We start from the raw sequence: 12,747 nt of genomic DNA, 5'->3' as shown, positions 1-12,747 counted from the left end.
CACGTCACCTTGAAAGTCGCAATATAGATCCCAGACGCTCACGCAAGAAGCCGGGGGCGCCTTTCTCCGGCGACTGCCCGATACGCAGCCGCACGTATTTTCGCCAGATCTTCGCCAATTAAACTTCTCATTTATTTAGGAGTATCGATCATGAAAAAAGCTCTTGTCTATCTCGTCCTCGCCGCAAGCGCGTTGTCCGCTCCGGTGTTCGCGTTCGCACAATCGAATGGTCCGGTAACGCGCGCGGAAGTTCGCAGCGATCTGGTCAAGCTCGAACAGGCAGGCTATAACCCGGCCCAAGGCAACGACGCCAACTATCCGACCGACATCCAGGCTGCGGAGGCGAAGGTAGCCGCACAAACCAGTCAACAACTGGCTACGCAAGGCTATGGCGGCGTGACGCAAAACGGCAGTTCGTCGTCAGGCGGACCGGCACGTGTGGCGATGCATTCGACTTGCGTCGGTCCGGTCAGCTTCTGCACGCCGTACTTCGGCAGCTGAATGCTGCGCTTTCAGGTCTCGTGCCGTAACTGCATGCACGGGACCTGAGTTCATTCCGAAGTTCTGCTTCACTCCGGCACGACAAGATCTGCAATCCCGATCTTGGGTGCCGGACTTGCGTACAGCCAATAGCCGGAACGCGTGCAAGCGGTACATCGCTCCTACACGCCCGCCAGTGCCGGCAGTTCTATGTCGTACGAAACGCGCTCGCGCCGGCTACTCGTCCCCGACTGACGTACCGCGTGTGTCGAGAGCGACGCACTACCGACACGTCGTGGCAAAGGCGCCGGATAACGCGCGCTTTTCCTGTCCAGAATGGCCTGGCTCAGAAACTCGGCGCTATAGGCCTTCAGCAGATGCGGGTGGTGCGATTCGATATACGCGGCGATCTGTGCCCGTTCGCCGTCGATCACGGCCAGCGACGTCAGCGTCTGGGCATCCCAGCGAAACCGCAAGCCGAGTTCGTCGAACGCGGCGTTGTATGCGCATAGTTGTGCGTCGATCTCAGCATCATGCACGCTGTCGCCAGCGTTGAGTTGGGCGTGATTCATGGTCATCTCCTTCAGACAGGTGGCACGACCAAGAATAGAAGCGCGCATAAATAAACAACAGTTAAAGTTTTTTCAAAAAACAATAGCCTGTTGTTTATATATTGGTTTACCCCAACCACCGTGACAGCGACGCAATCTGCTCCGCGACAGAGCGGGCTACGCCTCTCAAGGCCCGATGGACAAGGCCCGCGCCCCATCCATTAGGAATGCCTAATGCGAACCATAAAATGTTTTAACTTTCCCTTATTGCTGTTCTCGCGCAGCATCCCCTCAGACGTGCTGCACCTCCGGTTAAAGGTTTTTCGTCAGGGCAGCCCCTTCTGGCCGACCATTGGCGCTTCGTTGCCAGCACAACAAACCGGCGACGAAGCGATTCGATCATGTAAGTCCAGCGTGCCGCTCGAGCGCGACGGAAGAGACAGGAGACGCAGACATGGGACATTCCGGTGTTTCGGAAACAGGCCGTACCGCGTTTACACATCACCGCTGGTTCCAACTGGCTATCGGTATCGTCTGCATGGGGCTCGTCGCGAATCTGCAATATGCATGGACGCTGTTCGTCGTTCCGATGGACAACGCCCACCATTGGGGACAAGCGGCGATCCAGAGCGCGTTCACGATTTTCATCGTTACCGAAACCTGGCTCGTGCCCGTGGAAGGTTGGCTCGTGGACAGGTTCGGGCCGCGCCCCGTCGTGATCGGCGGTTCACTGTGCGCGGCGCTCGGCTGGATCATCGACGCGCATGCCAGCAGTCTGGCCGCGCTGTACGTTGCGGCGGTCATCGCCGGTATCGGGGCGGGCTGCGTGTATGGCACGTGCGTGGGTACAGCGCTCAAATGGTTTCCGGACAAACGCGGTCTCGCGGCGGGCTTGACTGCGGCAGGTTTCGGCGCCGGCGCGGCCGTCACCGTGATTCCGATCGCCGACATGATCCAGCGTTCCGGCTATCAGCACACGTTCATGTTCTTCGGCATTTTCCAGGGCGTCTGCATCCTGCTGCTCGCCACCATGCTGATACGGCCAAAGCCGCCCACCGCCGCAGTCGTCGCTAAACGCGTGGTTGCAAGCAAGATCGACTACACGCCCGGCGAGATGATCCGTTCGCCGCTCTTCTGGGTGCTGTATCTGATGTTCGTGTTCGTCGCGGCCGGCGGCATCATCGCGACCGCGCAGCTTGGGCCAATTGCTAAGGAATACGGCTTTGCCAAACTGCCGGTGAATCTCATGGGCATCACGTTGCCGCTGCTCACCATGACGCTGTCGATCGACAACCTCTGCAACGGCTTCACCCGTCCCCTGTGCGGTTTTCTGTCGGACCGCATAGGCCGCGAGAACACGATGTTCATGATTTTTCTCGGCGAAGGCGTCGCGTTGCTGGGACTCATGCAGTTCGGCCACAACCCGTATGCATTCATGTTCTTCGCGGCTGCCGTCTTCCTGTGCTGGGGCGAGATCTTCTCGATCTTTCCCGCCACCTGCGCTGACACGTTCGGCAGTAAATACGCGGCAGCCAATGCCGGCACGCTTTATACCGCGAAGGGCACCGCTTCGATGCTGGTACCGCTTGCATCAGTACTGTCCGCGAATGGCGGGTGGAGCACGGTGTTCATCGCGGCTGCTGTGGTGTCGATCGCGGCAGCCGTTTCCGCGAAGTTCATCCTCGCCCCCATGAGAAAGCGCTGGATCGAAAACTCGGGCGCGCCAGCCAGCGTGGTGATCGCTGAAGCGCGATTGCAGCCGTCCTCCGGCGGCTCGCCCGAATGACTGACAACGCGAGCGCCCAACTCGCGACCCACCCCATAACGCCCCGTCAACAAGGAGAGATGTCATGGCAGAAGCCGACCAGCCCACAACAGACGATACGTTGAAACAACAGGCGACCGAAACGACCGACGGATTCCACCTCGTCATCGACGCGCTGAAACTGAACGACATCAACACCATTTTCGGACTGGTCGGCATTCCGATCACCGATCTGGCGCGGCTAGCACAGGCGCAAGGAATGCGTTTCATCGGTTTTCGCCATGAGCAGCACGCAGGCAACGCCGCGGCCATTTCCGGTTACATGACGCAAAAGCCGGGGATCTGCCTGACGGTATCGGCACCGGGCTTTCTGAACGGCCTGACCGCCCTCGCCAACGCGACCACCAACTGCTTCCCGATGATCCTGATCAGCGGCTCCAGCGAGCGCGAAATCGTCGATCTGCAACAGGGCGACTACGAAGAGATGGATCAGTTGAATGCGGCTAGGCCCTACGCCAAGGCAGCATATCGCGTGCTGCATGCCGAAGACATCGGCATCGGCGTGGCGCGGGCGATTCGCGCCGCCGTGTCGGGGCGTCCTGGCGGCGTGTATCTGGACCTGCCCGCGAAACTGCTCGCGCAAACGCTGGACGCCGTGAAAGCGCAGCAGTCGCTGGTACGGGTGATCGACGCGGCACCGCGCCAGTTGCCGGCGCCGGAATCGGTGAAGCGCGCAATCGATGTGCTGAAGAGCGCCAAACGGCCGCTGATTCTGCTCGGCAAGGGCGCCGCGTACGCGCAGGCCGACGCGGAGATTCGCGCGTTCGTCGAACAGAGCGGCATTCCGTATCTGCCCATGTCGATGGCCAAAGGCCTGCTGCCCGATACGCACGAGCAATCAGCCTCGGCGGCGCGTTCGTTCGTGCTGCAGGAAGCCGACGTTGTCGTGCTGATCGGTGCACGCCTGAACTGGCTGCTCTCGCACGGCAAGGGTAAAACGTGGGGCGCGGAGCCGAAGAAGTTCGTCCAGGTCGACATCTCGCCAACCGAAATCGACAGCAACGTGGCGATTGCCGCGCCGGTGATCGGCGATATCGGCTCGTGCGTGGCGGCGCTTCGCGCCGGCATCGAGGCAGGCTTCACGAAGCCGGACGCCGAATGGACCAGTGCGATCTCCGAACGTAAGAACAGGAATCTCGCGAAGATGGCGGCGACGCTCGACAAGAATCCGTCGCCGATGAACTTCCACAGCGCGCTGCGCGCGATCCGCGACGTGCTGAAAACCCGCCCGGATATCAATGTCGTCAACGAAGGCGCGAACACGCTCGACTACGCGCGCAGCATCATCGACATGTATGAACCGCGCAAACGCTTCGATTCGGGCACATGGGGAATCATGGGCATCGGCATGGGCTTCGCGATCGGCGCGGCGGTGACGAGCGGCAAACCGGTCGTCGCGATCGAAGGGGACAGCGCATTCGGCTTCAGCGGCATGGAACTCGAAACCATCTGCCGTTACGACTTGCCGGTTTGCACGATCGTTTTCAACAACAACGGCGTGTATCGCGGCACCGACGTGAACCCGACCGGCGGCAAGGACGTCGCGCCGACCGTATTCGTGAAGGGCGCGCGCTACGACAGGATGATCGAGGCATTCGGCGGAATCGGCTATCACGCGAGCACGCCGGAAGAACTGACGAAAGCGCTGCGCGAAGCGATCGCGTCGGGCAAGCCGAGCCTGATCAACGCAGTGATCGACGAAGCGGCGGGCACCGAAAGCGGCCGGCTGACCAATCTGAATCCGCAAAGCGCGGCGATGAAAAAGTAATCAGTGCAACCACGGAGTTACCAACATGACCAAACCTCTCGAAGGCATCCGGATCATCGACTTCACCCATGTTCAAGCCGGCCCTGCATGCACCCAGTTGCTCGCCTGGTTCGGCGCGGACGTCATCAAGGTTGAACGGCCGGGTTCGGGCGACGTGACGCGCAACCAGTTGCGCGATATTCCCGACGCCGACGCGTTGTACTTCACGATGCTCAACAGCAACAAGAAATCGCTGACGTTGGACACAAAAAAACCCGAAGGCAAGGAAGTACTCGAAAAGCTGATTCGCGAATCCGACGTGCTGGTGGAGAATTTCGGCCCGGGCGCGTTGGACCGCATGGGCTTTTCGTGGGAACGGCTGAATGAACTCAATCCGAAGATGATCGTCGCCTCGGTGAAAGGCTTCAGCGACGGCCACCACTACGACGACCTGAAGGTCTACGAAAACGTGGCGCAATGCGCGGGCGGTGCGGCCTCCACCACCGGCTTCTGGGACGGTCCGCCCACCATCAGCGCCGCCGCGCTCGGCGACAGCAATACCGGTATGCATCTGGCCATCGGCATTCTGACCGCGCTGCTCGGTCGCGACAAAACCGGCAAAGGCCAGAAGGTCGCAGTGTCCATGCAGGACAGCGTGCTGAATCTGTGCCGCGTGAAGCTTCGTGACCAGCAGCGGCTGGAACGCGTTGGCTATCTCGAGGAGTATCCGCAATATCCGCACGGCGAATTCAGCGACGTGGTACCGCGCGGCGGCAATGCAGGCGGCGGCGGCCAGCCGGGTTGGGTGCTCAAATGCAAAGGCTGGGAAACGGATCCGAACGCCTACATCTACTTCACGATTCAGGGCCATGCGTGGGAGCCCATCTGCAAGGCGCTCGGCAAGCCCGAGTGGATCGACGACCCGGCCTACAAGACTGCGGAAGCGCGTCAACCGCATATCTTCGATATCTTCCAGACCATCGAAACCTGGCTCGCGGACAAAACCAAGTTCGAAGCGGTCGACATCTTGCGCAAGTTCGACATTCCGTGCGCACCGGTGCTGACCATGAAGGAACTGGCCAACGATCCGTCGTTGCGCGCGAGCGGCACGATCGTCGAAGTACCGCACAAGAAACGCGGCACGTATCTGACTGTCGGCAGCCCGATCAAGTTTTCGGATCTGAAGCCGGAAGTCACCGCGTCGCCGCTGCTCGGCGAACACACCGACGAGGTGCTGGCGAGCCTTGGCTACAGCCAGCAGCAAATCTTCAACCTGCGCGAAGTCAAGGCAGTTTAATGGTGCGAGACAGGCCCGGCAATCGGCTCGGGCCTGGCGGATACGGCGTCCCCTGCGGCGCCGTATCCTGTTCATACATCCGTGTTTTCACATCCGGGGAGCGCCATGCAAAATGCGATCGACTTCCAGCAACTTGCCAACGCAATCGGCGACGCGATCATCATTTCGGATTCCCAGGGCAGCATCACATTCTGGAACCCCGCGGCCGAGCGCATGTTCGGCTTTACGCAAGACGAGGCGCTCGGCAATTCGCTGGACCTGATCATTCCGGAGCGGCTGCGCGGCCGCCATTGGGACGGCTATCACAAGACCATGACAACCGGCGAAACCCGCTACGGCAACGATGTGCTGCGTGTTCCCTCCGTGCATAAGGACGGGCGGTCCATGTCGATTGCCTTCACGGTGGCGTTGCTGCATTCGCCGGACAATGAACTCACCGGTATCGTCGCCGTGATCCGCGACGAAACCAGCCGCTTTCAGGAAGATCGCCTGCTGCGCAAACGGCTTGCGGAACTGGAGGCGTCCGCCGGCGCTTGAGCGCGCGCACTCGCCAGCGCGTAACTCTTTGAGCGATGAAAAGCTGAACTCATTCGCCGGCAATTGCCTTACCCGACGGATTCTTCACCCGCGCATGCAACTGCGTGCGAATTTCGCTCACCACCGGCGGCGGCAGCGGCACATAGTCCAGATCCTCCGCAGCCTGGTCGCCGTTGGTCAGCGCCCACTCCAGGAACTTCAGTGTCGCCTCGCCGCGCTCCGGTTTGTTCTGCGTACTGTGAAGCAGTACATATGTCGCACCGACCACAGGCCACGCGTTCGCGCCCGGCTCATTGGTCAGGATTGGGAAAAGAGATCTGGACCAGTCCGCGCTCGCGGCGGCCGCCTTGAATGTCTCCGGTCCAGGCTGAACCACGGCACCCGAGGCATTTTCCATCGCCGTGTACGACATATGGTTCTGCTTCGTGAAATCCCACGCAACGTAGCCGATCGCACCTGGCAAATGCTGGACGAAAGTGGCCACCCCTTCATTACCTCTTCCGCCTATACCGCGTGGCCAGCGCACCGAAGTCCCTTCGCCGATCCGGCTCTTCCATTCAGAATTGGCCTGCGCGAGATAGTGCGTCCAGATCAGCGTGGTACCGGAACCGTCAAGGCGGCGGACAACGGCGATAGGCGTATCCGGCAGCTTGATCCTGGGATTGATGGCGGCAATGGCCGGCGCGTCCCAGTTGATGATTTTGCCCAGGTAGATATCCGCGAGCACACGCCCGGAGAGAATCAACTCACCGGGCTTGATACCGGGCAGATTGACGACCGGCACGACCCCGCCGATCACCATTGGAAACTGGAGCAAGCCGTTCCTGGCAAGTTCGTCGTCGCTCAACGGCGCGTCCGACCCGGCGAAATCGACCTGGCTCTCCATGATTTCCTTCACGCCTTCGGTCGACCCGACAGCGCGATAGCTCACCGCGCCGCCGCCTGCCTGCTGGTATGCGCCGGCCCATTTCGTATAAATCGGCGCGGCGAAGGTGCTGCCGGCGCCGGCAATGTCGGCGCCGTGCGCCGTGACCGCCAATAGAGCGCCGACCACACCGGTCAACAGTGTTTGTGTATAGCTCACGAAAGACCTCACTTTTCAGTTTGTTGTTGAAGCTCATGAAGTGAAGCTCGTCGAGTAACGACGCGTGGCGTGAAGAAACTATTTGCTGGCGGACTTTATTGGATTTTCTCTTTCCACCTGTTTGCCGTCGCGCTGCAACATGCCAACTGGAAACAGGGGCAAGCACAGCGCTGAAAAACCAACTCTCCCCATTACAGGACGCTGTGCATCAGGACGCAAATTGAATCGCTCTATCATGGCCGCATTACTTCCCGCACAGTGCCGGCATGGTCGTGAAAATTGATACGTTGTAGGATTGATATCGCAATTTGCGAGGCGCGTCTGACGCGCGCCACCTTACGTTCACCTCACTTCCGTCCGCTTTGGGACTCACGCAACTCGAGCCGATGAACTCCACCCCGTTACTATCTTCACTCCTCGATAATGGAGGATTTGGCCAGCCAGGCCCGGCATGATTCCCGCCCCCAGTCGCAGTCATGATCCGGGGGGTGTTGTCACCGGGCCTGGTGGGTGGCTGGTGATCGCTAATAGGGGCTCGGCCAGGATATCTTGAGGCCGTCCGTAACGTGGATGCCGAGACTTGCCACCGATGTTGCAGGCCAAACCGTTCAACCTGCAAAGCCTTCGATGCAAGAAAACCAACAACATAGCTCTGTCGATGTATTCGTCGGCGTCGATGTCGGCAAAGGCCATCATCACGCCGTCGCCCTCGATCGGACCGGAAAGCGCCTTTACAACAAGGCGCTGCCCAACGATGAGGCCAAGCTGCGCGCCCTCATCACCGAACTCAAGACGCACGGCCAACTCCTGTTCGTCGTCGATCAGCCCGCCACCATCGGCGCGTTGCCCGTGGCAGTCGCCCGTGATGAAGGTGTTCTGGTCGCATATCTACCGGGTCTGGCTATGCGCCGCATCGCTGACCTGCACGCTGGTGAAGCCAAGACCGATGCCCGCGATGCCGCCATCATTGCTGAAGCCGCTCGCTCAATGCCGCATACGCTGCGGTCACTTCGACTGGCTGACGAACCACTCGCCGAACTCACCATGCTGTGCGGCTTCGACGACGATCTCGCCGCACAGATCACGCAGACCAGCAACCGCATTCGCGGCCTGCTTACCCAGATTCATCCCGCGCTGGAACGGGTTCTGGGGCCGCGCCTCGACCACCCGGCCGTGCTCGATCTGCTTGAGCGGTACCCGTCGCCCGCCGAGCTTGCCGCGACCAGCGAGAAAACACTCGCCAACCGCCTCACCAAACTTGCACCTCGCATGGGCAAAAGCCTTGCTACCGAAATCGTTCAGGCGCTCAGCGAACAGGCTGTGATCGTACCCGGTACGCAGGCAGCAACCATCGTCATGCCGCGTCTGGCCCAACAACTCGCGTCTTTGCGCAAACAACGCGACGAGGTTGCCAGCGAAGTTGAACGCCTAGTGCACGCACACCCTCTTTGGCCGGTCCTGACCAGCATGCCGGGAGTCGGCGTCAGGACCGCCGCCAGACTCCTCACTGAAGTCGCTCACAAAGCCTTTGCTTCAGCCGCCCATCTTGCCGCCTATGCCGGCCTCGCCCCGGTCACACGACGCTCGGGTTCGTCCATCCGGGGCGAACATCCATCCAGGCGGGGCAACAAGGTGCTCAAGAGAGCGCTCTTCCTCTCTGCCTTTGCCGCGTTGCGGGACCCGGTCTCAAGGGACTACTACGCTCGCAAGGTCCAGCAGGGCAAGCGCCACAATCAGGCGCTCATTGCTCTTGCCAGACGACGCTGCGACGTGCTGTTCGCGATGCTCCGCGACGGCGCCTTCTATCAACCGAAATCCGCCCCTAACGCTTGACGAACCACATAGGGGCACCCCCCATGCGTGACGTCGCCTCTACACAGGAGCGGACTTCGGACAATGCCGGCAGACGCACCAGCACGGTTTCGGCCAACATGTCGCCGGCTGCGGCCTTCTCGACACTGGTCACGCCAATGGTCGCGACGGTGGCGCAACGCGTCGGCACACTGTGCGTGAGCGCCGATCCGGAAAGCCTTCACAAGCTTCGCGTGGTGCTGCGTCGTCTGCGCTCGCTATGGTGGGCTTACGATCCGCTGATCGACGGATCGCAGGCAAGACGGCAGCGACGCGAATTCAAGGCCCTGGCTGACTCGGCCGGCCAGACACGTGACTGGGATATCCTGAAGCACTTACTGGCGGATGACGCGCAGATGCCGCACTCTTTTGCGGCGCTCATCGAACGTGTGGATCTGCTGCGCGGCGACGCGCTTCTGCACAGTCGCACAACAATAGCCGCCGCGAACGTCGAAGCCCTATTGGCGCAGGGAATCGCGGACGTGATGCTGCAACTGGAGGCCCGCCCGTTTGACGAACCGCTTGTGGGATTCGCCGCGGACCGTATCGCAACGGCGAAGAAAGCGCTGCGAAAACGGATGAAGCGGCTGCTCAGGGATCAGCACGCCGGATACGCCGAGTTTCACGAAGTCCGGATCGCGGCGAAGAAGGTGCGTTATCTGCTGGAGTTCTTCGCGCCTCTGATCGATAGCGGAAATGGAATCGGCATCGTCGAGCTCACGCAAATGCAGGATGAGTTGGGAAAACTCAACGACATCGTTTCGAGCGAATCGCTACTTCTGGTGCATAAGGATCGGCTCGGTGAGTGCGGCATGGTAGACGATGCGATCGCGTATCTGAGGTACCTCAAAGGCCATCACATGCAAAGCGCCGACGCCTCGTTGCGAGCTGTCGGCGATATGCTGGCCAGCGAGCATTCCGGCTCTGACTGAGCTAACGGCACCTGCACACAGGGCCGCGAATGCCGAAGCCGGTCGCACTGCCTCGCCGTTGGCTTGCCCTACCGTTCCTTGCGCCGGCGAAACGCCCACCATCCGGCCAGTCCCGTGAAGCCGGCCACGAGCAACACCATCACCCAGAAACCGTGCCGGTTTTCAGCGAGCGGAATACCGCCCACATTCATGCCGAAAAAGCCCGCCACGATATTGATCGGCATAGCCAGAACCGTGACCAGTGTCAGCGTGAACAGCGTGCGATTGTTCTGCTCTTCCAGCCGCGAAATGATCTCCTCCTGCAGCAGCCTGACCCGTTCGATCAACCCGGCGACATCCGAGAGAACCACAGAAAACTCTTCCGTCGACTCGCGCAGATCCTGTACGTCCTCTGAGTGAAGCCAGCGCGGCGGCCTCGCCAGCAGCCGGAAGATCGCGCCGGGTTCAGGCGCGAGCATGCGTTGCAAGCGCGTCAGCATACGACGCATGGCGCCCAGATCGATCCGGTTCTGCGTCGGCCGCTGCGACAGGAATCGATCCTCGATCCGGTCGACGTCGGCGCTGGTGCGCCGGACGATCTGCACGAGCAGGTCGGCCTGGTCGCGCATCAGGTGAACCAGCAATTCCGCGGGAGACCTGAATACCTCTCCTTGCCGAACCGATGCGCGCAATCGGTCGACCGAACGCAGTGGCTTGAGGCGCGCGGTCACGATGATCCGCTGATTCGCGTAAATCCACAGGGTCGCGATCTCGGAGGGAATAAACTCGAGATTGAACATGACGTCGTTCACGACCGCGCGCAACGCGCCGTCCGCATGTTCGATACGCGTCGAGTGCGAGCCCTCGCGCAAGGCGTCGAAGAAAGTCTCAGGCAAATCCAGTTGTGTCCTCATCCAACGTTCGCTGGCACTGTGCGCCAGATTGAAGTGAAGCCAGAGGAACTCGCTACTTTCCTTCGGCGGGCCATTCGCGTCGTGCGCCTGCAGCCATTCCACGACTTCATCCGCATCGACAGGCCGCCCGGCGCGCATCGACGAAAAGAGAAAGCCACAGACCATGCCGGACGAGTCCGCGCCGTAGGTTTGCAGTAGCAGGTCAGATTTCATAGGTCATTCAGCGTTTGCTTCCCGCACGGGAATTGGCATGGCCGGCAATTTGCCGCCGACATTGGAACCGTGACGATCGCCGCGCGATTCCAGGCTCGTGGCATCGCGCGGATCGAACTGCATTCAAAGGCCCGAGCATATCGCGACCAATCGGAAGAAGGTTAATCAGGCCGCGGTCGCCACATCGATCTGGCTTATCTTCGAGTTTCAGCAGTCGAATCATTTAATTCGACTGGTCATGAGAACGTCATATTTCACCCTTAAGTTGCAGCCCATCAAAGGCGCCCTCATCGCCACAAGGAGTTTCAAATGAATCTCAAGCAACTTACGCTGATTCTATGTGCGTTGTGTGCCAGCGCCGCGCACGCCGCAGACATCACCGGCGCGGGCAGCACCTTTGCCGCGCCGATTTACACGAAGTGGGCCGACGCCTATCAGAAAACGGGCGGCGGCAAAGTCAATTATCAGGGTATTGGTTCGTCGGGCGGCATCAAGCAGATCCTCGCCAAGACGGTGGACTTCGCCGGCTCGGACGCCCCGCTGAAAGACGACGAATTAGCCAAAGACGGCCTGTTCCAGTTTCCCACGGTGGTTGGCGGCGTGGTGCCTGCCATCAACGTGCCGGGACTGAAGGCGGGCGAACTGGTGCTGTCGGGTGAAGTACTCGGCGACATCTATCTGGGCAAGATCAAGAAGTGGAACGATCCCCAGATAGCCGCGTTGAACCCGAAGATCAAGTTGCCGGATACGGACATTGCCGTGGTTCGCCGTGCCGATGGTTCGGGTACGAGCTTCATCTGGACGAACTACCTGTCCAAGGTGAATCCGGAGTGGAAATCCAAAGTGGGCGAAGGCGCGACGGTGAACTGGCCTACCGGCACTGGCGGCAAGGGTAACGACGGCGTCGCCGCATTCGTTCAGCGCCTGCCGGGCGCGATAGGCTATGTCGAATGGGCGTATGCGAAGCAGAACCACATGACCTACGCCTCGATGAAAAATGCTTCGGGCACCATAGTCGAGCCGACAACCGACACCTTCAAGGCCGCAGCGGCGGGCGCCGACTGGTCGAAGTCGTTCTATCAGATCCTGACGAACGAGCCGGGCAAGAACGCGTGGCCCGTGGTCGGCGCAACATTCGTGCTGCTGTATACGACGCAGGACAAAGCAGCGCAAGGCGCCGAAACGCTGAAGTTCTTCGATTGGGCGTTCAGGAACGGCGGCAAGGCAGCCGACGATCTCGACTATATTTCGCTGCCGGAATCGGTAACGGCTGAAATCCGCGCGCAGTGGAAGCAGAAGGTGAAGGACGCGTCGGGCAAGCCGGTCGCGCCATAAGC

General features: G+C 60.5%; 11 protein-coding genes. 8 read left to right on the top strand and 3 right to left on the bottom strand.

What is annotated here, in order from left to right; genetic code table 11:
- Nucleotides 1–150: 150 nt before the first annotated feature.
- Nucleotides 151–501: a DUF4148 domain-containing protein gene (locus tag BXE_RS23410; protein ID WP_011490609.1), complete on the top strand. Its 351-nt coding sequence runs from the start codon at nt 151–153 to the stop codon at nt 499–501.
- A gap of 161 nt (nt 502–662) precedes the next feature.
- Here the strand turns inward: BXE_RS23410 and BXE_RS23405 are convergent, their stop codons facing one another.
- Nucleotides 663–1,052 carry a hypothetical protein gene (locus BXE_RS23405; protein ID WP_040124123.1) on the bottom strand — a complete coding sequence of 130 codons (390 nt, stop codon included), beginning with the start codon at nt 1,050–1,052 and terminating at the stop codon, nt 663–665.
- A gap of 433 nt (nt 1,053–1,485) precedes the next feature.
- On the opposite strand from BXE_RS23405, the gene oxlT reads away from it, so the two are divergent.
- The 4 genes from oxlT (at nt 1,486) to BXE_RS23385 (ending at nt 6,437) form a co-directional block, all read left to right on the top strand.
- The gene (gene oxlT, locus BXE_RS23400) at nt 1,486–2,817 is read left to right on the top strand and encodes an oxalate/formate MFS antiporter (protein ID WP_011490607.1); all 1,332 of its coding nucleotides are present in this window, start codon (nt 1,486–1,488) and stop codon (nt 2,815–2,817) included.
- Nucleotides 2,818–2,881: 64 nt separating this feature from the next.
- Complete coding sequence (gene oxc, locus BXE_RS23395) at nt 2,882–4,624, top strand: oxalyl-CoA decarboxylase (RefSeq protein ID WP_011490606.1); 1,743 nt, start codon at nt 2,882–2,884, stop codon at nt 4,622–4,624.
- 25 nt (nt 4,625–4,649) lie between these two features.
- Entirely contained in the window at nt 4,650–5,900 is a 1,251-nt protein-coding gene (frc, locus tag BXE_RS23390; RefSeq protein WP_007178896.1) for a formyl-CoA transferase, read from the top strand.
- A 105-nt stretch (nt 5,901–6,005) separates the two neighbouring features.
- Nucleotides 6,006–6,437 (top strand): PAS domain-containing protein, encoded by a 432-nt coding sequence (locus BXE_RS23385; RefSeq protein WP_011490605.1) that lies wholly within the window; start codon nt 6,006–6,008, stop codon nt 6,435–6,437.
- Between the two features lie 49 nt (nt 6,438–6,486).
- Here BXE_RS23385 and pstS (BXE_RS23380) read toward each other — a convergent pair whose 3' ends face one another.
- A complete protein-coding gene (pstS, locus tag BXE_RS23380) occupies nt 6,487–7,521 on the bottom strand; it encodes a phosphate ABC transporter substrate-binding protein PstS (RefSeq protein WP_011490604.1) in 1,035 nt (344 codons plus the stop codon).
- Between the two features lie 627 nt (nt 7,522–8,148).
- Here pstS (BXE_RS23380) and BXE_RS23375 point away from each other — a divergent pair.
- Entirely contained in the window at nt 8,149–9,354 is a 1,206-nt protein-coding gene (locus BXE_RS23375; RefSeq protein WP_038456767.1) for an IS110 family transposase, read from the top strand.
- A 137-nt stretch (nt 9,355–9,491) separates the two neighbouring features.
- Nucleotides 9,492–10,304, top strand: a complete 813-nt coding sequence (locus tag BXE_RS23370) for a CHAD domain-containing protein (protein ID WP_233518985.1) — start codon at nt 9,492–9,494, stop codon at nt 10,302–10,304.
- Between the two features lie 68 nt (nt 10,305–10,372).
- Here the strand turns inward: BXE_RS23370 and BXE_RS23365 are convergent, their stop codons facing one another.
- On the bottom strand, nt 10,373–11,410 hold the full coding sequence (locus BXE_RS23365; RefSeq protein ID WP_011490602.1) for a transporter: 1,038 nt from the start codon (nt 11,408–11,410) through the stop codon (nt 10,373–10,375).
- 309 nt (nt 11,411–11,719) lie between these two features.
- Between BXE_RS23365 and pstS (BXE_RS23360) the strand changes: the two genes are divergently transcribed.
- A complete protein-coding gene (gene pstS, locus BXE_RS23360; RefSeq protein WP_011490601.1) occupies nt 11,720–12,745 on the top strand; it encodes a phosphate ABC transporter substrate-binding protein PstS in 1,026 nt (341 codons plus the stop codon).
- The last annotated feature ends 2 nt before the right edge of the window (nt 12,746–12,747 follow it).

This window comes from Paraburkholderia xenovorans LB400 (assembly GCF_000013645.1).
Taxonomy (GTDB): domain Bacteria; phylum Pseudomonadota; class Gammaproteobacteria; order Burkholderiales; family Burkholderiaceae; genus Paraburkholderia; species Paraburkholderia xenovorans.
Note: the sequence above shows the minus strand (reverse complement) of the source record. Positions and strands in the feature narration are given on the sequence as shown.